The following is a 23,196-nucleotide window of genomic DNA, read 5'->3' on the forward strand; positions in this document are numbered from 1 at the left end:
ATATGAAGAATCTATCCAGACTCATGAGCAAGAGCGCCTTGGTTGCGCTCTTGGCTCTCGGTCTCTTGGCTTGCACCAGCGACGACGAGGTGATTTTTGGCAACATCACCATTGCGGAGAGCGAGCTGAATAAGACTGTTGAATGGGACGAGGTGGAGAGTTCCATTACGTTCACCGCCAACGATAAGTGGACTGCCAGCGTCAGCGATGTGACCACCCGTGCCGCCAACACGAAAATCGAATGGCTTACGCTGACTGTGAATAGTGGTAATGCTGGCGAGGTAAAAATGCCATTCTGTCTGAAAAAGAATGACTCAGAGTTCTATCGCGACGCACAAATTGAGATTCGCTGTGGCGATAAAACCTCAATCATCAACGTTCACCAGAACCAGAACCCAGATGCTGTGCACACTATGGACAAGTCGCAGGTTGAGAACTTCGATAAATATATCTGTCCAGGCAAATGGAATGAGGGTTTTGAGAAGGGTGTGGATAATATGCTGCGCGACGATGCCAAGTGGAGTTTCTGGCGCATGAAGCAGAGTGAACACTTCTTCGTATTCTGGGAGCCAGGCTTCGGCTACGATCCCAACGGCAGCGACGTGCCTGCCGCCCTACGTGTCAATATCGACGATCTGCTGCAGAAGGCAGAGCAGTTCTACACCACTAATGTGGAGAAACTGAAGATGGTGACCGTGGGTCAGGGTAAGAGCCAGCTCGATAAGTATAAGATGCAGATCTACCTGCTTTATCAGGAGGATTGGCTAGCCACAGGATCTGGTTATGACAACCAGATTGGCGCCCTTTGGGTGAACCCTTCAACATGTCAGCCTGTTGGGTCTACTATCGCCCATGAGATAGGTCACTCGTTCCAGTATCAGGTGAGCTGTGACAAGCTGCTTAACGGCCAGGCCGAGGAGACCAGCTATGGTATGAATGGCGGCTTCCGCTATGGCTTTGGAGACAATGGTGCAGGCGGCTGTTCCTATTGGGAGCAATGCGCTCAGTGGCAGTCATTCCAGGACTATCCTGAGGAATGTTTCACACAGAATTCCAACGTATCAGTATGGCTTCGTTCGCACCATCGCCATTTCAATCATGAGTTCATGCGCTATGCTTCTTACTGGCTGCCTTACTTCCTGACCCAGAAGCATGGTATCGAGGCATACGGACGCATCTGGCAAGAGAGCACCTTCCCGGAGGATCCAATACAAACCTATGCCCGCCTGTTCTGTGGAAGTGATATGGAGAAGTTCTACGATGAGTACTACGAATATGCCGCTCGTTGTGTAAACTACGACTTCGATGCTGTACATCAATACCTCGCCAATAACGAGAGTGCTGCCAACTATAGCACTAATATGCTACCAAAGAACGGCGGCTTCCAACCTACTTACGACAACTGTCCTGGCACGACGGGCTTCAACGCTATTGAACTGAATGTGCCTAAAGCAGGAACCAAGGTGAAGGCCAATCTGAAAGCTGTGGCTCCTGGTAGCGAACTGGTGAGTGGCGATGTTGGTAAGGTGGTAGATGGTGACGGTAACACAAAAGGCAATGTCACAACTTATAACAAGCAGGCGAACACATCCTCTGCCTATCGCGTTGGTTTCGTAGCCATTTGTGGTGGGAAGTCTGTTTACGGTACGATGGCGAAGGGCAAGGATGCTGTTGCTGAAATGCAGATTCCCGCCAATACCGATAAGCTCTATCTTGTGGTTGTAGCTACTCCGACAGATTATCAGCGCCAGGCTTGGGACGACGACGAGACTAATGACCTACAATGGCCTTACAACGTGAAATTCGAGAATACTGGCGTAAAAGGCTTCATTGACATCCCTTCAGGCAATCCCGAAAGTGTAAATGTGGCAACAACGAATATTACGGGTCTTGATGCTGCCAACGACAGCTGGGTCGACATCGGATATAATCTGCTTGAGAATGGCCAGATGGAAACGATTGCCAAGGCCTTCAAGATGCAGCCAGCGGAACTCGTTGCAGCAATCATTCCACGTGGTGATGAGGCTGTGACTCCTACAGAGGGCAAGATAGCCTTCGGCCTTACGCAGCCCGATGGTAGTATTTCCTACAATTATTCTGCCAATGGTATCGGCTTCTGGATGACGGCTGCTGGTGCTCAGACAGGATGGGGTAATAACCATGTCTTCTACTTTGAGTACGACGGGGCCTACACTCTGAATATCGGCCATCTGCCTCCTGGTGATACTCCTGTTGTAGGCAAGGGTGACGTGCTGACCTTCAAGCCCACGCTTGTCTACACAAAGGATGGGAAGACATATACAGCCGTTATGACTATAAAACTACACTTCTAATTATTTTTGGGGCGATGCAAGGACTTATATCCGACATCGCCCCTTATTACATTAAGCAAACGAAATGTTCCCACGGTGGGAATATAAAGTTCCCATGCTGGGAATAACAGGTTCCCACGGTGGGAACTTTTGCTTTTCCGGCATGTTATTCGAAGTTCCAATCTGTTACATAGTGGTCAAACCTGATGCCGTCGGTGTTGCCATACTGGGCAATGATGCTTATGATATCTTCCTGTTGCCTTGGTGAAAGCATCTTTTCGCCGTTATGTATGCGGTAATAGGCGCTCATGCCGCTACCCAGATAGCTGTGTACGCTTTTGCGTGCTTCGGCCCTCAGGTATTTGGGAACATTGTTATAGAGTTTCTTGAAGCCCCAAGCCTTTTCTATCAGTTTCTTTTCGCAGAAGCAATGACAATGGCCCTCTTGCCAGGCTATGGGATAAACGGCTGGTCCATAATAATGCCCTTCGGCCAGCAGCAGTCCTGCCTGATGGTGCATACATTTTTCTTTGTCAGCACATTCTCCGTTAAAACACCGAGGATATCCCCAAGGTATATCTTCTGCTTTTAGTTCTTTTTCTTCCATATTTGTTTCTGTGAGTTTCATTATGAGGATGCAAAGGTAGGCAAATTTTCAGAAAAAACACCACAAGTCTGAAGGAAGCTGTTGTTTTGATTATTTTTGATATGTATCAATAAAAACTCTGTGTCCGCACACAATTATGTATAAATGCTTTGTTAAAATCAAAAACCGTCGTACCTTTGCAGCGTCAAAAGTAAAATTAGGATAACGTTTAAAAAGTTAAAGCAGGACAGCATGAAGGCTGTCTTGAGTAAAAGAAAGGGTAAAAAGATGAAAAAGATGATTTTGACAATGGTAGCAATGCTGAGTATGACAACTGCAATTGCAAAGAACGAGACCGCAGCTAACGTAAGCAACGTAGAGGCTTATGACTTGAATATTAATATGAATAAGCTCTCTGATGCCTTGAAGCTGGCTGACGACCAGAAGGAGGCTGTTGAGAACATCCACAATACTTTCAAAGCTGAACTGATGTTTGCTACACAGTACAGTAAGAATGATTGCGATGCAAGAGTTAAGCGTGCTATCGAGAACGATGTGAAGTGGATGCGTTACGTTCTCACAGACGATCAGATGCATACATATCTGATTCTGCTTAACGCCACAATCAACAATCGTGGTATCAACAAGTAAATTCGATCAATTAGTTTTTTTTACTAATATTATTTAGTTTTGTGTATAGAGGCATTCCTTATGGGATGTCTCTATTGTGTTATAAGGGGCCTGTCATTGTTGATGGGAATTATATGTCGGATGCACAAAAAAGCAGAAACGCTTGGTGGTGTCGAGTAATTTGTTTATTTTTGCAACATGAAGCGAAGAATGCTGCTACTAACACTTTCCTTACTATGTCTTTTGCCCTTAACGGCCAAGGATGGCTTCCGCTATCGCAGTCTGACAATGAACGACGGGCTGGCCGCTAATGCCGTACGCAATATCGTTCAGGACTCCTACGGCTTCATCTGGTTCGGTACGGATAATGGTCTTTGCCGCTATGATGGTACGCAGATACAGTCTTACCGCATTAACGAACTGGGAATCAACCAGTATGTGTCGACGCTGATGGCTGCCGAAGGGGGATTATATGTAGGAACAGACAAAGGCGTATTCCGACTCAGCCTTGAAAAGCATATCTTTGAGAAACTACCTATGAATATACACTCCACGGTGACGAGCATCGATTCTGATAAGGATGGTAATCTCTGGGTGTCGACCATTGGAGACGGTATATGGCAATATGTTCCAAGAACGAAGAAGACGAAACATTATGGCATCAAGGAGGTTGGTGGGGCTGTAGCGCAGGTACTTGTAGACAGCGAGAATAAAATATGGACCGTAACAAACTGGGGGGAGACTGTTATGCAAAGATTGAATCGTCTGCACGACCGTTTCGAACCCGTCAGTCTTACCATTGGTGGTGAAAAGCTTCAGGCCAACTACGGCGCTTTAAGAATGCTACAGACCAAGGACGGACGGATATGGCTCGGAACCTGGGAGAAAGGACTGCTGTTGGTGCATGGTGATGGTCAATTAGAACAGATGCTATCACCGACATTATCGAAAGTCGGCTCTCATATCCATACGCTTTACCAGCGTTCTGACGACTGTATCTGTATTGGCTGCGACGACGGACTCATCAGTTTTAATCCCAAGACACGCGCATGGGAGCGTTTGCTGGAGCAAGGCAGCCTGGCCGATCGTTTTGTCTATGCCGTCACTAGTGACAGCGAGGGGGGACTCTGGATAGGTACTTTTTATGGCGGCGTGACCTATATATCGCCTGTAAGTAAGCGCTTTGACGCCTTTTCTATCGAGACAGGCCTGAGAGGCAACGTCATCTCCCATTTTTGCGAAGACAAATACGAACGTATCTGGATTGCCAGCGACGATGGTGGACTGATGTGCTATTCTCCAAGAGAGAATCGTTTTATAGATTATCCACACCAAGATGTATTGGGACGCCAAAATGCCCATGCCCTTAGTTTCAGCGGCGACGAACTCTGGATAGGTACTTATACTAATGGTGTGCAAGTGCTGAATATAGAGACGGGTGCCTTGCGCCAATACACGCCAAGTACGGATCCGCATTCTCTTGATAATCCTAGTTGCTATGCCCTTTATACCGATGAGCGCGGTTGGATATGGGTAGGGACGATGGACGGACTGAACCTTTATAACCGTGAAGCAAATCATTTCGAGCGTATTGGCAAGACCAATGCTATGATAATCGACATTGATGAAGATAGAAAGGGTAATATCTGGATTACGACACAGGGCGGCGGACTTTGGCGTTGTGGTATCAAGGATAAGAAACTCAAACAATATCTGCATGACGACAACAATCACTACTCGTTGCCTGATAATCAGGTGAATTGTACATTAGTAGATGAGAGTGGCTGGCTTTGGATAGGAACTCTTAATGGTCTCTGCTGTTATGATGCAGAACGAGATCGCTTCGATTATATCAGTCTTGACGTACCCAACCGCAACATTATGAGTATCATAGAGAACAACGGCGTTCTGTGGCTTTCAACCGATCACGGCATTGTCAGTTATGAACCTGGTGCGAAGGGCAATTCTCAAACACAGCATCCACAGACACAACGCTTCACATTACACGACGGACTTGTCAGCGAACAGTTCCAGCCAAATAGTGGATTGAAAACTAAAGACGGTCGGATATATTTTGGCAGCACAACAGGCTTTAACGCCTTTTATCCTTATCAGATTAAGGCCAACAGCGTGATACCACCAGTATATATAACCTCGATGAGTATCCTCAACCATGAGGAATATACGGCAGAAGGTCTTCCTGTCGACCTGTCTCTAACTAGAGAGTTGACTTTAGGTTATAGTGATGCAAAGATGATTACGTTCTCGTTTGCATCGTTGAGCTACTGCTCTCCCGAGAAGAATCAGTATGCCTATATGCTTGAAGGTTTCGATCGCGATTGGAACTATGTTGGCAATCAGAACCGCGCCACATATACCAATATCCCTGCAGGAACCTATCTGTTTCGTGTGAAAGCAACAAATAACGATGGAGTGTGGTCAGAAAATGAGGCCACGCTTAGAATCGTGGTTCACCCGCCATTCTGGTGGAGTTGGTATGCCAAGATAATCTACTTACTGCTATCAGTGATTGCCGTGTGGTATTATGTAAGATTCCGATTGAAACGAGCAGAACACCGACATCAGTTGGAAATACAAAAGCTAAATGAGAAGAAGGATAAAGAAGTGCGCGAGGCTCGCCTGAACTTCTTCACGATGATAGCCCATGAGATTCGTACACCAGTATCGCTCATCATTGGTCCGCTGGAAAAGATGATGAAATCGTCAAGTTTGTCTATTCTTACTAAGGAGGAATCTGGAGTGATGGACGATCTGAAGGTTATCGATCGTAATGCCCGTCGTCTATTGGAGCTTGTCAACCAATTACTTGATTTCCGTAAGGTGGAACAACAGAGTATGGTGATGCGTTTCGCTCCGCAAAACGTTCATGAACTAATGGAAAACATAAGTGTACGTTTTGCTCCAACCTTCGAACAAGGGGGTAAAAGGTTTATGGTGGATTATCCTGATGAACACTTTACTGCCATGATAGATAGGGAGGCAATCACAAAGGTGATTAGTAATCTGTTGACGAATGCAAACAAATATACTAAAGACGAAGTACGACTGAGTTGTATAACAGAACCCGATGGTGAGCATTTTCGTATTATTGTTGCCGACAATGGTATTGGTATTCGAGAGGAAGATTGTGTGCGTCTGTTTGAGCCATTCTTCCAGGCTCAAGGTAATAAGCCTGGTACAGGCATCGGTTTGAACATCGTTAAAAATATTGTGGACTTGCATCACGGTACCATCTCTGTAGAATCGGAGGTGGGCAGAGGAAGTAAGTTTATCATCGTGCTGCCAGTTGGTCAGGATGTTGTCACGACTATCACCGATAAGGGAACAACGATTGTCCAGCCTCATGAAACGGGAGATTCTGATTCCCGCCAATCAATATTCCAATCATCTGGGGTTCAATCAAAGCCCTCGCTTACTTATGATGGTCAGACCATGCTTCTCGTCGATGACTCAGAAGATATGGTTAGTTTTCTAAAAGAGAATTTCCGTGGGAAGTATAATGTTGTTACAGCTGGTGATGGTTTCGAGGCCCTCGACCTCTTACAGAAATATGAGGTCAATATTATTATCTCAGACTGGATGATGCCACGCATGGACGGTTCAGAACTCTGCAGACGGGTGCGTCTTAACCCGCAGACCAGCCATATCCCATTCATCATGCTCACCGCTAAGACTGATGACGACTCAAAAGTGGAGAGTATGGATATGGGAGCTGATACTTACATCGAAAAGCCATTCTCTTTACAGTATTTAGAGGCCTGCATCCGAAATATACTTCAGATGCGACGCAGGCTGATGGAAAAATTCTCTACGCAACCATTGGAGCCTGTTACAGAAATAGCCAGCAACCCGACTGATAATGAATTCCTATTGCGTATGAACAAGATTATTGAGGAAAATTTCTCTAATTCAGACTTGAATGTCAACTTTCTTGCTGACAAACTGAATATAAGTAGAAGCGGACTGTTTGCTAAGATTAAAACGCTGGCAGATGTCACGCCAAACGAGATGATACAAATCATACGTCTGAAACGGGCAGCCCAACTATTGCATAGTGGACAGCATACTATCAGCGAGGTAGGTTATATGGTGGGTTTTTCAAATCCTTCTTATTTCTCAAAATGCTTCCTGAAACAGTTTGGTATTCGGCCTGCCGACTACGTAAAATCTAGTAGAAACCATGTTTGATAATAAATTGTGTATAACGATACCCTATGATGATTTTCCATGTTTTTTTTTCGAATATCCCGAAAAATATTGTATCTTTGCAACCTCACACATTAAAATCTTATAAAGACGGTAATTCTCAGGAGCATGAAGCAAACAATGAACAAAGCCTTGACCATCTGTCGCTTACTGCTGTATATGGCTTTAATATTCGTTTCTTGTCAAAGGCATCAAGATGTTTCCTTATCACCTAAGGCGGATACTGTGGCATGGGCTGATAGCCTGATTAGCGAAACACTTGCAACGAACGATAACGATCGTGTAATAGCCCTTGTTGACAGCTTGGAAAACGCTGGTGCCATCTCGTCTCTAAAAGCGAACTTCAGAAGAGGTTATGCCTATGAACGGAAAGGTATGAGGTATTATACAGAGTTGTATTGGAAGAAAGTGCTTGAGGAGAAGAAACCAAGTCAGGAAGATCTTGAATCCTATATCCATGCCGCCTCATTTCTTGCTAACCGTCAGAATTCAAAGAGTGATTACGAAGGGGCTATTCGGACAGCATCAAAGGCTTTGGAAAAGATTGATTCCACAAAGAATCCTAAACCGCTTTTCAAGGCGATGCTCCTGCAGACTGTGGGCACCTGCCTGATAGAACTGAAACAAAGTTCTGAGGCTGACCATACTTTTGATGAGGCATTCGCTCAGTTCATGTTGGCTGTTGAAGGTGACAGTACTGATCACTGTATGCGAAACGCCATTATCGGATTGAGCAATATTTCGAAGAACTATCTTCAGAAAAAGCAGTTGAAGAAGGCTGCATTTTGGGTGAATCGTGCAGATTCGTTGCTTACCATCTTCAAGAATTTGCCTGACTCTAAGAAAGACAAGATCGATAAGATGCAGGCCTTGATATTGCATAACCGGATCGGTATTGCAAAATCACATGGGAACTTAGAGGAAGCAGAGAGGTTATTCACGGCATATCAGGCCACAGATTATGCCAAAACAACGGATGGGCGAATGAAGTCTATAAGCTATCTGATGAAAGCCAAACGCTATGAAGAAGCGGTTAAGAACTACGCCCTTCTTGATGGATGGATAGACAAGAAGAACGGGACGCTGTCACTGGAAACTATTCGTAAACACTATACAGGCAAGTTCAAGGCTAATGACAAAGCAGGGCACAGGGATTCTGCATTGGTGGTGGCAAGAACAGTGTTTGCCGCCCTTGATTCTGCCATTACCGACTTTCAGAATAGTGAGATGGAAGAGTTGACCGCCATTTATGAGATACAGCAGAAAGAAGCTGAGATTTCAGAACAGCAAAAACAGAATGAGATGCTGCGACAGCGCTCACGGTTTACGACGGCGGGTATTGCAATGGTCTTAGGTATAGCAGCCATGCTGGTATTCCTTGTTATCAATAACCGATGGAGTCATAGGTTGGAAATAAAGAACCGACAATTACAGCGTGAGCGAAACGTTGTCGTGGCACAGAACAAACAGCTTGCCGTAGAGCGTGACCATGCCAAGGCAGCCTCGAAAGCGAAGACGGCTTTTCTGCAGAGTATGACGCACGAGATACGAACGCCTCTTAATTCTATTAATGGCTTTACACAGGTTCTAACGACGAAAGACTTTGAACTTTCCGATGAGGAGCGACTCGACTTTAGTCAGCGCATACAAGATAATACAAGGTTGCTGACCAACATCCTTGACGACCTTATCCTGATTTCTGAGATGGAAAGTGGTAATGAACTGCAGGCACCAGAAGAATGTGTTGTAGCCAGTATCGTGCTACAGGCAGCAGATGCTGTCCGTCAATTTGTGGCTCCAGGGGTGACGCTTGATAGTAATTGGAGCGTGTCTGATGACTGTACCGTCATAACTTATCCACAGATGATTCTTCAAGTTCTCTCGAAACTACTTGATAATGCTGTCAAATTTACCACAGAGGGAAATATCACTCTAAATTTAGACAAGGAAGAGGAAAAACTCCATTTCTCTGTTGTCGACACAGGTCCTGGCATTCCTGCCGATAAGCGGGAGTATGTTTTCGAACGTTTCTCAAAACTCGACAACTTTGCACAGGGAACAGGTCTCGGTCTTACTGTCGCCCGTATGGTTGCTGAACGACTCAATGGTACGCTCACGCTTGATACCGAATATAATGGCGGTTCTAAATTTGACTTTATTATTCCTGTCAATCAAAACGCATGAAAGAAAGACTATTATCACTCATGGGCTTCTCTTTTCAAAGAGACAACCTGAAGATTGAAATCATTTCTGGGCTGACAACCTTTATTACCATGGTCTACATATTAGCCCTTCTGCCCAATATGTTTGCTCCGTTAGGCGACAAGGGATTTCCTGTAGATTCGATGTTTACTGCAGTTGCCCTTGCCTCTATTGTTGGTACACTCTTCATGGCGTTTATCGGTAAGCGTCCTTTCGGACAGGCTCCAGGACTAACTCTCAATGTGTTCTTTATTGAGACAATATGTATTTCTCTCGGCTATCCGTGGCAGTTTGCCCTTACGGCTGTATTTATAGAAGGTCTGCTTTTTGTTCTTATCTGTATGAGTAGCCTGCGACAGATTATTTTTGAGATGGTACCAACCTCGTTGAAATATGCAATCGCTGCAGGTATTGGTTTTTTCATAGCCATGATAGGATTCAAGAATAGCGGTATATTAGCAGAAGGGACGGTCTTTAGTCATCTGGATACACTGACGACTCCTGCTTCAATGCTATTCTTGTTCGGACTTGTAGTAACTGGAGCATTTACGATTATGCATGTCAAGGGAGGATTGTTATTAAGTATTGTTATCATCAGCCTTATGGGCCTCTTGGTGGGAGAGACGACTATACCAGATGGTATTTTCTGTCTGCCTCCCTCTCCCGCACCGCTTTTTTGTAAGTTTTCGTGGAGCTACCTCCTATTGCCAGATTTTTGGGCCTGCGTTCTGACGATGCTTTTCTTTGACATCTTTGATACCCTAGGTACTGTGGTTGGTGTGATGACTTGTTCAGGTATTATCCGCAAGGATGGTCGTATTCCCCATCTGCGCAACATCATACTCAGCGATGCATTGGCCACATCGGCAGGTGCCTGCCTTGGCTGTAGCACAGTAACGGCATACGTTGAAAGTGCGACAGGATTTGCCGAAGGAGGGCGTACGGGTGTATCTGCCCTCGTGGTTGCCCTGTGTTTTGCTGCAAGTCTCTTTTTGGCTCCGTTGTTCCTGGCTATTCCTGCAGCCGCTACCGCACCCGTCATGGTTATTGCGGGCCTTTACCTTTTTGGCATCATACGCCATATCAAACTCTCTGATCCTTTAGAGGCTATGCCAGCTTTTCTCACCATTTTGCTTATGCCTGTCACAGGAAGCATCACTGATGGTATTATCATAGGCTTGTCCTCTTATATCATTCTTTCATTCCTTTGCAGATGGTTGAAAAAGAAGAGTAATAATTGAATCTTTAACAACAAATAAACATAGATTATGATGAAACGAATTCTGACTATGACTAGTCTTCTGGCACTCTTTGCTAGTACGACTTTGGCTCAGCAAAACGGGTATCCCTATACCCAAGTTCCTTTTACTTCGGTAAAAATTGCACCAAATACCTTTTGGGGCGATCGTATCAAGGCTGCAAGGGAGGTGACGATTCCTTTAGCATTCTCAAAGTGCGAGAGTGAACATCGTTATAAGAATTTCGAGATGGCTGCCTACACGTTGCAGCATCCAGGGCATTCTGGTTTGCAGACAAAGGAATGGGATGTTTCGAAATTCATGGGTTTTTCGTTTGATGATACTGATGTCTATAAGACTATAGAAGGTGCCTCGTATGTACTTCAATCTTTCCCGGATGCAAAACTGAAGGCTTATATTGATAGTGTGCTTGACGTAGTAGCTGCTGCCCAAGAACCAGACGGCTATCTCTATACCGCCCGAACCATCAACCCCGAGCATCCGCACCAGTGGAGTGGTAAAAAGCGTTGGGAAGTGGAGGAAATCCTAAGCCACGAGCTTTATAATCTTGGACATATGGTGGATGCGGCTTGTGCTCACTATCAGGCTACGGGGAGTACAAAATTTCTCAATATTGCCAAGCGTTATGCCGACTGCGTGATTAAAGAGGTTGGTGCTGCTGATGGTCAGGCCTGTGTGGTTCCTGGTCATCAGATTGCAGAGATGGCACTCGCCCGTCTGTATGTTCTAACAGGCGAGAAGAAATATCTTGATGAGGCCAAGTTCTTGCTTGACTATCGTGGTAAGACAGGACGTAAGGATCTTTATTCTCAGAGCGATAAGCCCGTAGTTGAGCAGACGGAGGCCTGGGGGCACGCAGTACGTGCTGGTTATATGTATGCCGGTATGGCTGATGTGGCCGCCCTCCTCGGAGACTCAAGTTATATCAAGGCTATTGATACGATTTATGAAAATATTGTGGGCAGGAAGTATTATCTGACAGGTGGAGTTGGAGCTCGCCATTCTGGTGAGGCCTTTGGTGCTGATTATGAATTGCCAAACCTGACTGCTTATAACGAAACCTGTGCTGCCATCTCAATGGTATATCTTTTTGAGCGCATGTTCCTGCTCCATGGTGACGCTAAATATATAGACTGTTTGGAACGCACCTTGTATAATGGTGTTATTAGCGGTATGAGTGTTGATGGAGGAAAGTTTTTCTATCCTAACCCTTTGTCAAGCGATGGACACTATCGCTTTAATGCAGACAATACGATGACGCGTCAGCCTTGGTTTGGTTGTGCTTGTTGTCCTTCTAACCTCTCTCGTTTTATCCCTTCTATGCCTGGTTATGTCTATGGTGTGCGTGATAATAATCTCTATATAAACCTTTTTGCTGCCAATACCGCGACAATTCAGGTCAATGGCAAGAATGTGACCATCGAGGAGAGTACAGAATACCCATGGGATGGTGATATTGCCATTAAGGTGCTTCAGAATAAGGCAAAGGCGTTTAATATGATGATTCGTATTCCAGGATGGGTGCAGAACCATGTTGTGCCAAGTGATCTTTATTCGTTCAGCGACGATGTTCTCTCTGGCTATGAAATTATTGTTAATGGTCAGAAGATGAAAGGTGAATTACAGAATGGTTATTTTGTCATCAATCGCAATTGGAAAAAGGGAGATGTTATTCGGATTCACTTCGATATGCCCGTACGAACGGTTATGGCAAATATGAAAGTGGCTGATGACAGGGGGCGTATCGCTGTGGAGCGCGGACCATTGGTTTATTGTGCAGAATGGGCTGACAATGATGGAATAAATCCTCACCATCTTTTGCTTGCTCGCCATCCGCAGTTTGAACTGAAGACTGCCTATGGCATTCAGAACACAGAAGGTGATGGTAAAACTTTTAATGTAACAGCTATTGCAACTAAAGCTCAGGAAGCCTCAATAACTAGTGAGGGTAAGCTTGTTGCTAAAGATGTTACGGTGAAACTTATTCCTTATTATGCTTGGAATCATCGTGGTGCAGGGAGGATGGATGTATGGATAGCCAGAAGTCTTTCCGGTCTTGATGACTAGAATATATTCATAATTTAAGAAAGGTTCTGCATCGTGAGATGTGGTACCTTTCTTAAGGTTATATAATGCTTTTTCGAGTACTTTCTCTTATCTCCAATCTTGCGTTAACTATTAAATTCTGTATTTGAGAATCTCCATTAATCTGATCTAGTAGCAGTCTGAACGCTTTGGTTCCAATCTCTTTTATATTTTGTTTCACAAATGTCATACGTGGTGTTGACATCCCAGAACCCCAATCACTCATAAAACCTATAATTGATACATCTTCTGGAACATGCAATCCCTTACTGATGACAACCTGAATGGAAGATATTGCCAAAAGACCATGAGATGCGATGATTGCATCAGGAGGTTCTGGCAGACAGAGCAGTTCTAATGTTTCGGATAGTCCTGCATTAAAACTGATATAGTCGCACTTTACTAATTCTTTCCTGACAGCGATACCTCTTTCATGTAATGCTTCAATATAACCATGCTTACGATCGGCAGTTTGTCGCATCTGATTAGGACCCCCTAAAAAGGCGATACGTTTGGCACCACCATCAATCAAATGTAGAGTCGCTTGTTTCGCCAGCGATTCATCATTGATGGTTATTGATGAGAAATTTGAGCCTGCAACTCTGTCGAACAACACTAATGGGATGTGGTTCTTTTTTATCCGTTCCAAATGGCTATAATCTGTTGTCTCTTGTGAAAGGCATAGGATGATACCTTCCACATGCATGCTTTCAAGATGTTCAAGACATTCAATCTCGCCTTTATATTTGTCATCGGAATCTGTCACGATACACATAAATCCAGCTTTACGGGCTTCATCTTCAACGCGCTTCACAAAATGAGCATAATAACTGAAAGACATGTCGGGTACAACAATCCCTATTGTTTTTGTTGTGTCATATCGAAGACTCGTGGCAAAAGGGTTTGGTCGATAATTATATTCTTCTGCAAAGTGCTTAATTTTTATCGAAGAGTTTTGCTAACTCCTCCAAGACCATTTAACGCCCGAGAAACCGTAGAGACATTTATTCCAAGGTTTTTAGCGATATCGCGCTGTGAGATACGTTTTTTCACACTTTTCCGTTTATTACGTTACACTCTTACAAAAGTAGCCTTTTCTAACAAAACAATAACGAAAAGGATGCACGAATTATTGCGCAACGCGTTGCGTTCTTGGCGAAGTAAATAACCACCTGCTTTCACAAACAGGTGGTTTTCAATAAATTCATATATAAAACTATTGTGTTGTGTTGGGGAATGGGATATTTGATTATATCTCCTCCAACATTGCAAAGAAACAAAAATATATAAAGAAATGCAATAATATGATAGTAGAAATCAGACGCAACGCGTTGCGTCTCTAAAAGCAGAAGTTTGGAAATACTCAAATAAATTTGGTATTTCGCTCACTTATTCGTACCTTTGCACCCAAATTAGAATAAATACGTATTTAAAGTAATGGAAAACAAGAGATTCAGGCGTACGACCGTTACGTCGGCGCTACCATACGCTAATGGCGGCGTACATATCGGGCACCTGGCTGGTGTATATGTACCTGCTGATATCTATGTGCGTTATCTTCGTCTGAAGAAGCGCGAGGTATTGTTCATCGGCGGAAGTGATGAGCATGGTGTGCCCATTACCGTTCGTGCCCGTAAAGAGGGTATCACTCCTCAGGATGTGGTTGACCGCTATCATAAGATGATTAAGGATTCGTTCGAGGAGTTTGGTATCTCGTTCGATATCTATAGCCGTACTACTAGTGAGACTCATCATAAGTTTGCTGCCGAGTGGTTTAAGAAACTCTACGACGAGGGCAAGCTGACTGAGGAGACTACTGAGCAGCTTTACGACGAGGAGGCTAAGCAGTTTCTGGCCGACCGCTATGTAACTGGTGAGTGCCCACACTGCCACAACGAGGGTGCCTATGGCGACCAGTGTGAGAAGTGCGGACGCGATCTGAGTCCTACTGAACTTATTAATCCAAAGTCAACAATCTCAGGTTCTACTCCTGTACTGAAGAAGACCAAGAACTGGTATCTGCCTCTGAACGAGTATCAGGACTGGTTGAAACAGTGGATTCTGGAGGACCACAAGGAGTGGCGTCCAAACGTATATGGACAGTGCAAGAGCTGGCTGGATATGGACTTGCAGCCACGTGCGATGACGCGCGACTTGGATTGGGGTATCCCTGTGCCTGTAAAGGATGCTGAGGGTAAGGTGCTCTATGTTTGGTTCGATGCGCCTATCGGCTATGTATCAAACACCAAGGAACTCTGCGAGAAGGAGCCTGAGAAGTGGGGCAACTGGGAAAAGTGGTGGCAGGATGAGGATACTCGTCTGGTTCACTTCATCGGTAAAGATAACATCGTGTTCCACTGCATCATCTTCCCTGTAATGATGAAGGCTCACGGCAAGTATATCATGCCTGATAACGTACCTGCTAACGAGTTCTTGAATCTGGAGAACGATAAAATTTCAACCTCTCGTAACTGGGCTGTATGGCTCCACGAGTATCTGGTTGATATGCCTGGCAAGCAGGACGTGCTGCGCTATGTACTGACAGCCAATGCACCTGAGACAAAGGATAACAACTTTACTTGGAAGGATTTTCAGGATCGTAATAACAACGAGCTCGTAGCTGTTTATGGCAACTTTGTAAACCGTGCTCTCCAGCTCACCAAGAAGTATTGGAACGGTGTAGTTCCTGCTTGTGGAGAGTTGCAGGATGTAGATAAGCAGGCTCTTGAGGAGTTCAAGGATGTAAAGGCTAAGGTTGAGGCTCTGTTGGAGCAGTTCAAGTTCCGCGATGCTCAGTTTGAGGCTATGAACCTGGCTCGTATCGGTAACCGCTATATCACAGAGTGTGAGCCTTGGAAGGTTTGGAAGACTGATCCAAAGCGTTGCGAGACTATCCTGAATATCTGTTTGCAGCTTACAGCTAACCTCGCTATCGCCTTTGAGCCATTCCTGCCATTCAGCAGTAAGAAGCTCCGCGAGATGCTGAACATCAGCAGCTTCGAATGGGAGCAGCTGGGTAGCACCGACCTCCTGGAGGCTGGTCATCAGTTGGGCGAGGCATCTCTGCTGTTCGAGAAGATTGAGGATGAGGTTATCCAGAAGCAGCTCGATAAGCTTGAGGCTACCAAGAAGGCCAACGAGGCTGCTAACTATAAGGCTGCTCCTATCAAGGATACAGTAAGCTTTGAGGAGTTCGAGAAGCTTGATATTCGTGTAGGCTTGGTAAAGGATTGTCAGAAGGTTAAGAAGAGTAAGAAACTCCTGCAGTTCACCATCGACGATGGTTCTGGTACCGATCGTACCATCTGCTCGGGTATTGCTGCCTTCTACGAGAATCCTGAGGAATTGATTGGTAAGCGTATCCTCTTTGTGGCCAACTTTGCGCCTCGCACCATGATGGGTATCGAGAGTCAGGGTATGATTCTGAGTGCCGTTGATGCCGACGAGAGTCTGAGTGTGGTTACAACCACTAAGGATGTAAAGCTAGGTAGCCAGGTAGGATAATTATAATATAAAATTAAGAAGAGGCTCACTTGAAAAACTTGTGAGCCTCTTTTTTATTATTGTTTGGTAGCTTTCTGCATACCATCAAAGAATTTCTGTTGCAAATCCTTAGCCAGTTTGTTTTCAGGATTCAGCTTCAGGGCCTTTTCGTAACATTGCATCACCATCAGATAGTAACGCTGGCCGTTTACAGTAGGATTCTGTACGATGCGGGTCATGTATAGATAACCTGTAAGCGTACTAATGTCTGATTGGTCGGCATTGCCCATCTGTTTCATCTTCTCGATGGTCTGCTCGGTTTCTTTCAGCAGGTTCTCTGTCTGTTCTGCCTGAGGGTTCATTACCGAATAATTCAGCGATTGAAGTGCTATCTGATACTTAGGTTGAATGCTGTCGGGATACATAGTGTCGATACGCTTCAATTCTGCAATACAGGTCAGATAGTTCTGGGGGGAAGGTTCCTGCAATCGAGAGAGGGATTGCATCAGGAGATTGTCCATCTTAATCTCCTGGGCATTGACATTTACAACTGTGGTCAGTAAAAGAACCATTACACACACGTAACTTTTAAAAATTTGAGATGTCATAAGCTTTATTATTTTTTAGTGAAACAAATATTCCGATGTAGAAGAAACGATCGCGCGAACTTAATACGGATTTACCCTGTGTGTCGTAGCCATGTATATTGGTTCGGCCAAGTATGTTGTTGAGTGAAGTATATACAATCACCTTGGGACTAACAAGGAATGTCACGTTGGCGTCTACGCTATTATAATGAGGAGTCTTGCCCATAGGGAACTCTCTGCCGCTGGCATACGAATCGGATAGTCCTAAAATGACCTTGCCAAAGTTGTATTTGAGAGATACTCGCAGATTGTGACGAGAGGCGTAGTCTGGTGTACATAGTCTGGTGTAATCCAGATAGTAACGCTCAGAGTCATTGAAAGAGTAGGATAGTATTGTGGTGAGACGCTTGATTAGCGAGTTGTTTTCAAGAAACACATCTAGTCCCTTGCTTGAGCCATAACCGTCAGCGGTATAGGTGTTGGTATTGTACAGAGGCAGGTTCTTGTATTTCTTGTAGTAGGGCTCTATTCTCAGTACTGTATTCTCTGTTTGGTACTGCATGCTCACGATGCAATGATTGGCAGTACACTGTTCTAATTGTTTCTGGCTGATGGCAATATAGTCGTCCTGAGCTGTCTGGCTATAGCGTCCGTACATGGCCGAAAGTTGGAAGTGCTTGTTGGGTATGTAGCTCAGCGTTGCGCGAGGCATCAGTTGGAGCTTGTCAATATAACTGACATGCTCAGTTCTTGTCGAAAGGTTCAGGAACAGACGGGGCATCAATCGGACCTGTGCGTCAATGTGAGCAGCCATCAGATTGTAGTCAAGATTATATTCGTTTGCTTCGTATCGCTTAGAACTGTTACGGATGTAGTCTTCAATCCCTGCCGACATCTTCAATACGGGTGAAAATACCTTTCTGAGTTCTGCTTTCAGATGAATTTCGTTACGGCGATTGTGGTAGTGGTCGCCAACAATTTGAGCGTCATCAATATCGTTGAGCACCGTTGAATTAGCTATACCTGTAAACAAACTGTATCCTCGTCCGATATTTGTCTTATATGTTACATTGGCATAGAAATTGTGTTCTTTGAGCGAGAGTGACCTGTTGTCTATATGTTGTCCTACCGAAGTTAGGTCGTAACCCACATACGATTTCAAAATGCTGTTCTGCGAGAATTCCTTCTTGTATTGTGCCTCGCCCGAAAGCTTACGGTAGGGACGTGTGAAATCCATGCGCTGAGTAAACAGCTTATCGTAGAGTCCCATGCTTGTATAGTCGACGTTAAAGCCTAAACTGCTATTCTGGAAGGCCTTTGTCCCACCGATGTTCCAGTCGACCAGCGATGCGCTTATACCCATCTTGTCGCTTGTTGCCATATCTGTGGTCTCCATTGGAAGCACAGAAGACAGGGCTTGTCCGTATTCACCACTGTAGCCGCCCAGTGAGAAATTGATACCTTTGAACAGGAATGGTGAGAAACGTCCGCGTACCGCGCTGTTCTGTACATTCGTGGAATAAGGTACGAGCACGTGCATACCATTAACAAAAGTTTGGCACTCCTCACTCTCACCACCTCTCACGTATAGCTTACCATCTTCGCCCACCTTCTGCGTTCCTGGCAGGGTTTGTAAAGCTGCTACGACGTCGCCGCATGAATTACCCGACATCACGACATCGAGTGCATCCATTGTTTTGAAGTTGTCGCTTTTGCCGAAATTGAATGTACTAGCAGTCACAACCACTTCGTTGATTGATGTGGCCTGCTCGTGCATAATTATCTTCAGGTCATTCATCTTGCTTACGTCTGTCGTCAGCAGATAGTTCTCGAAGCCGATAAATGTCACCTTGATAGTCAACTCGCCTTGTCTGGTCGTTGTAAAGTCGAATCGTCCAAGCGAGTCGGTTAGACAGCCGTCTATCGTACCTATTATAAACACATTGGCACAAGCCAGAGGCTCACGCCCATCACTTACAATACCCGAGATTCTTGTCTGGGCAGTCAGATGGCAGGTAGCCATCAACATTAGAATTGAAATAATCAGTCGCTGTTTCATGCTGCAAATATATGCATGAAAAGTGAAGCCACCAAATTCTGCTGACGGACAGCTAGAACTGCTGATGAAAAACTATTCCGAAAGCTGAATGACTAGAATTCAGGACGACTGACTAAGCAATAAAAGACTTGAGTTTAGGTACAAAAGAGCGTGAAACGGGTATGATGTACTGGCTTCCTTTCAGTATAAGCTGATAGCCGTTAGAGTTACCTCGTGCTGACGTGATATTATTCAGATTCACCACAAATGAGCGATGGCACTGGAAGACATTCTCATAATCCTTCAACTCGTCGAGAACAGCAGTTAGCGTGGAGTGAACCTCCTTGCTGGTCACCTTGCCCTCGCATAGATAGCTTACCATCACATTGTTCTTCTGAGCTTCTATGTACAGCAGATTATTAAGCGGTAGCGTCAGGTCGTTTCCTCTCACGTTGCTGTCGCTGATAGTTATTACGACATTTTTCTGCTCTTCTGCCGTATTGCTGAGGAGTGTCTCCATCTGGTTTCTCAGATGCCGATTATATTCTAGAAACACAGAGAAAACGGTGATGATGGCACCAATGATGAGAGCCCAATATAGGAAAAGAAGGAATTCGTTGATGTTGGCCTGATAGGAAGCGAAGAGAAAGTTACAGATGGCAATAAACACAATCATGCCTAAGATGGCTACTCCCTCATGCCAAATGCGCCAAGGCTTGATGTGACGATATAGGAATCTTAATACCACACCAGTATAAACAGCTGTGCAGCAGAAAGTAATTAGCCCGAATATCAGCGCCGCCAGCAATTTGTTACCTGGATACATAGCAAAGCCGAAAGGCTGTAGCAGATAAAGGATAAGGAATACGATGGTGCTGGATATTGCACTGTCTCTCAGCCAGTGTATATCTTCGGAGAACGGATATTTTCGGGTAAGTATCGACATCGTTATTTAACCTTTGAAGTCATAGGACTGCGTACTCCCTTGTAGCTCTTCAGATAGGCCTTGGCACTTCCAAAGGAGAGGAACATGTCGAGTCGTACAGGAATGTGGTTTTGATCGTCTGTGATATAGAACCGTATAAGCTCCTTGCTTTTGCCCTCTTCGCGCTCATAGAACGAGAAAACCATGCAGCGAAACTTCTCCTTAGAATCGTTCATCTTGAAGGTCTCTTTTCCACGGTATTCGAGCCATGAGTTCGATAGGTAGCGCGCATCGCTGATAGGCATGGGGATGACTTCACCTTTCTTCATCTTGGTACCATCGAAGTTGCGTGCACGGAGGAAGATTGACATCATGTCGTAGATGCAGGTGCGGTAAGTGCTGGTCTTCCACGTGTGCTCTCCATGATGGTTGATACGATGTTTTTTTAGCTGACAGAGGCCGTTGGGGTAACTATACCATATCTCGTCTACATAATAGCGGTCGCCTTCGCGGGCTCCCTTGCGGTAGTAGAGGGGTGAGAGGTCGGGATTGCAGTAAGAGAGCAGCGTATCCCGCATCATGAAGTATTTGTCGAGCTTGTTGTTGCCGCGGGTAATCAGATACGACTTCCATGCATCTTTTCCCTCGAAACGTGCCATTTTCGTGTCCATCGACGCCGTTCCAACCTTCATCCAGATGAATTTCCAGTTGAAGTAGAGGTCATAGTCAAGTTCCTCTCCGCTCTTAAAGGCCGTGTTGGCTATACCACACTGAGCTGAAGCTGTGAATATGGAACAATGGATAGCGAACAGCGCAAATAAAAATATTCTCTTCATACCTTATTATCATTCTTTTACGTTGATTTTTCCATTATATGTGATGCCCATTTGCTGAGCGCGCTGGGCGTTGCGGTTTTTAAGTTTCTTGTCGGCATCGGGTTTCTGCTTGGTGATGGCGCTTGGTTTCTGATGGAAACGAGGTACAGAGGCAACATTCCACGAATGGCTGATGTCCCACTTCTCCTTACACTCTATCTCACGAGGATAGTAAAAGACGTCCTCAGCCTGAAGGTCGGCGTCGTAGTCGCCAGTGTCCCAGATGCCGTTACCGTTACTGTCGATAAAGGCGCGGATGTAGTACTTGCCAGGTCTTACGTAGTTAAATTGAGCCACATGACCGGCCACATGTGCCTCTTTCACTACTGCATCGGAGGAACTAAGCAGCTGAACAACCATCAGCGAGTCTTCAACTCCCGAGATAGTGAGTTTCAAGTTGCTGTATTCATCGGTCGAACGCACCTTGATGCCTTGTTTGAGAGGGTTGGACACGTTGCCATAGATATCCTCAAAGGCTGCTGAGTCGACCTCAAGACTATATTCGATGCCAGGGCGCCAGTCGGCCAAAATCTCGAAGTTGCGGAGTTTGTAGGGCATAGGTTGCAGGCGACATGTGGATTCGTACCACACGGAGTCTATCATGGAATAAAGGTGTACGGCCGATGTGTCGCAGCGCAGCAGGGGTGCAGGCATCTCAACCGTTACAATGCCGTCAGGGTCCATCGATGCGGGTGCGTCGTATTTCACGTCAAGCGGCTTTACAGGATAGATTGAGTCATAGTTCTCACCGCGCTTCTTACGCTTCTCCTGATCCTTCTGCCACTGCTCCAGCTCCTTGGCTTGATTCTTCAGTCGCTTCTCGTATGGTGTTTTAGCTAAAATGTCGAGTGTGTCAGTCTGACTCACAAGGCAGCCCAGCGTGTCGGTCATCATATAGCTCACTTCCATACGGAGTGTGTCCTGATTGATGAGCGTGGTGTCTCGCAACCAGTAGTGTATCGTATCCTGCTTCTCGCCTGTCTCAACCACGAAGGCATCTGTGGCGTTGAAGTTCAATCCCTTGATGACAGGCAAATCCTTGTGACCATAGCTGAAATACATTGAGAACTTCTCGGCGTCTACGCGTTCCGTCTTAATCAGATAGCGGTCTGTCAATGTATGGGTGAAAGCCAATAATGTGATATTGTCGGGTAGGTAGTGAGTATAGGGTACTCGTATAAGGTTGTCAATATGCAAAGAGTCGCGCCAGACGGTGTCTATGCGGATATCTGGCCTTGACGAAGTCTCAAACGTGTCGTGGTTGAATGCCATCATTTCACTCTTCTGTGTAAAGCGGAAGTCTCCATCGGCATCCTTCAGCGCGTAGGCGCGATAAATGCCTGGCGCAATGCCTTTCACCACGAAATGGCCGCGGCTGTCTGTGCGCGAGATGCGTAGCATGGGCTTGGTCTTAAAGGCTGAGTCGGCGAGGTCGGCATAGAGTCCCACGGCGATTCCCTTGATAGGCTCTAGATTGCTGGCGTCGAGCACATAGCCCGACACTTCGAAGGTGTCGATTTGCTCGCCTGTAGAGAAGCTGTAGGTGAACGAGCCCATAGGGTTGCCCTCATTGTTGTCAGAGATGGCGTCGCTGAAGTCAATGGTGTATGTAGTATTGGGCATCAGCGAGTCTTGAAGCTCTACCACGACCTTCTTTCCTGAGGTCTTAATCTCGGGCATTTCAAGCTGGGGTGGCGACACGATAACCTTGTTGGTAGCGTCTTCAAGTTTGATATACTCATCGAATAGGATGGTAATCTTCTTGCTGTCGACGTTGACTGACTTATCGGCAGGCATGCTGCTTAACACCTTGGGAGGGTCGTCGTCGAACCATCCCCCGTCGGGATTACCCATACGGGCGCAGGCAACAAAAAATAAAAGGGTAAGAAGGTGGAAAGGAAAGAAGAGGTTTCTACCCTTATACCTGTTAACCATCATATCAACTATTCGCTTCATCTCTTGCCTTTTTTTACCTTTTTACTTTGTT

General features: G+C 45.4%; 14 protein-coding genes and 1 pseudogene. 7 read left to right on the top strand and 8 right to left on the bottom strand.

Translation table 11 applies throughout. The annotated features are described in order from the left end of the window. Positions 1 to 2 precede the first annotated feature (2 nt). On the top strand, positions 3 to 2,333 hold the full coding sequence (locus BMX82_RS05350; protein ID WP_091767278.1) for a DUF6055 domain-containing protein: 2,331 nt from the start codon (positions 3 to 5) through the stop codon (positions 2,331 to 2,333). 145 nt (positions 2,334 to 2,478) lie between these two features. Here BMX82_RS05350 and BMX82_RS05355 read toward each other — a convergent pair whose 3' ends face one another. Further along, entirely contained in the window at positions 2,479 to 2,919 is a 441-nt protein-coding gene (locus BMX82_RS05355; protein ID WP_036914568.1) for a DUF6078 family protein, read from the bottom strand. Between the two features lie 267 nt (positions 2,920 to 3,186). Here BMX82_RS05355 and BMX82_RS05360 point away from each other — a divergent pair, with 267 nt between their 5' ends. The 5 genes from BMX82_RS05360 (at position 3,187) to BMX82_RS05380 (ending at position 13,283) form a co-directional block, all read left to right on the top strand. Continuing rightward, the gene (locus tag BMX82_RS05360) at positions 3,187 to 3,549 is read left to right on the top strand and encodes a hypothetical protein (protein WP_036914566.1); all 363 of its coding nucleotides are present in this window, start codon (positions 3,187 to 3,189) and stop codon (positions 3,547 to 3,549) included. A 177-nt stretch (positions 3,550 to 3,726) separates the two neighbouring features. Further along, positions 3,727 to 7,737, top strand: a complete 4,011-nt coding sequence (locus tag BMX82_RS05365; protein ID WP_091766715.1) for a hybrid sensor histidine kinase/response regulator transcription factor — start codon at positions 3,727 to 3,729, stop codon at positions 7,735 to 7,737. 126 nt (positions 7,738 to 7,863) lie between these two features. After that, a complete protein-coding gene (locus tag BMX82_RS05370; RefSeq protein ID WP_091766718.1) occupies positions 7,864 to 9,939 on the top strand; it encodes a sensor histidine kinase in 2,076 nt (691 codons plus the stop codon). Further along, entirely contained in the window at positions 9,936 to 11,198 is a 1,263-nt protein-coding gene (locus tag BMX82_RS05375) for an NCS2 family permease (RefSeq protein WP_091766721.1), read from the top strand. The genes BMX82_RS05370 and BMX82_RS05375 overlap by 4 nt, the downstream gene beginning before the upstream one ends. Before the next feature lie 30 nt (positions 11,199 to 11,228). Further along, complete coding sequence (locus BMX82_RS05380; protein ID WP_036914562.1) at positions 11,229 to 13,283, top strand: glycoside hydrolase family 127 protein; 2,055 nt, start codon at positions 11,229 to 11,231, stop codon at positions 13,281 to 13,283. A gap of 58 nt (positions 13,284 to 13,341) precedes the next feature. Here the strand turns inward: BMX82_RS05380 and BMX82_RS05385 are convergent, their stop codons facing one another. After that, on the bottom strand, positions 13,342 to 14,247 hold the full coding sequence (locus BMX82_RS05385) for a LacI family DNA-binding transcriptional regulator (RefSeq protein ID WP_317039587.1): 906 nt from the start codon (positions 14,245 to 14,247) through the stop codon (positions 13,342 to 13,344). Continuing rightward, positions 14,244 to 14,357 (bottom strand): annotated as a pseudogene (locus BMX82_RS13310) (winged helix-turn-helix transcriptional regulator); the annotation flags it as partial. The pseudogene BMX82_RS13310 and the gene BMX82_RS05385, both read right to left, overlap by 4 nt. Before the next feature lie 381 nt (positions 14,358 to 14,738). Here BMX82_RS13310 and metG point away from each other — a divergent pair. Beyond that, a complete protein-coding gene (metG, locus tag BMX82_RS05395) occupies positions 14,739 to 16,805 on the top strand; it encodes a methionine--tRNA ligase (protein WP_091766730.1) in 2,067 nt (688 codons plus the stop codon). Positions 16,806 to 16,861: 56 nt separating this feature from the next. Here the strand turns inward: metG and BMX82_RS05400 are convergent, their stop codons facing one another. From BMX82_RS05400 to BMX82_RS05420, 5 genes are all read right to left on the bottom strand, one after another. Then, positions 16,862 to 17,356 (bottom strand): hypothetical protein, encoded by a 495-nt coding sequence (locus BMX82_RS05400; protein WP_091766733.1) that lies wholly within the window; start codon positions 17,354 to 17,356, stop codon positions 16,862 to 16,864. Positions 17,357 to 17,372: 16 nt separating this feature from the next. Continuing rightward, positions 17,373 to 19,430: a TonB-dependent receptor gene (locus tag BMX82_RS05405; protein ID WP_091766736.1), complete on the bottom strand. Its 2,058-nt coding sequence runs from the start codon at positions 19,428 to 19,430 to the stop codon at positions 17,373 to 17,375. 112 nt (positions 19,431 to 19,542) lie between these two features. Further along, entirely contained in the window at positions 19,543 to 20,355 is an 813-nt protein-coding gene (locus tag BMX82_RS05410; RefSeq protein WP_036914366.1) for a LytTR family DNA-binding domain-containing protein, read from the bottom strand. 2 nt (positions 20,356 to 20,357) lie between these two features. Then, the gene (locus BMX82_RS05415) at positions 20,358 to 21,170 is read right to left on the bottom strand and encodes a DUF3108 domain-containing protein (protein WP_036914363.1); all 813 of its coding nucleotides are present in this window, start codon (positions 21,168 to 21,170) and stop codon (positions 20,358 to 20,360) included. Positions 21,171 to 21,179: 9 nt separating this feature from the next. After that, entirely contained in the window at positions 21,180 to 23,165 is a 1,986-nt protein-coding gene (locus BMX82_RS05420; protein WP_091766741.1) for an Ig-like domain-containing protein, read from the bottom strand. Positions 23,166 to 23,196 lie beyond the last annotated feature (31 nt).

It is taken from the genome of Prevotella sp. khp7 (genome assembly GCF_900109055.1).
Classification (GTDB): domain Bacteria; phylum Bacteroidota; class Bacteroidia; order Bacteroidales; family Bacteroidaceae; genus Prevotella.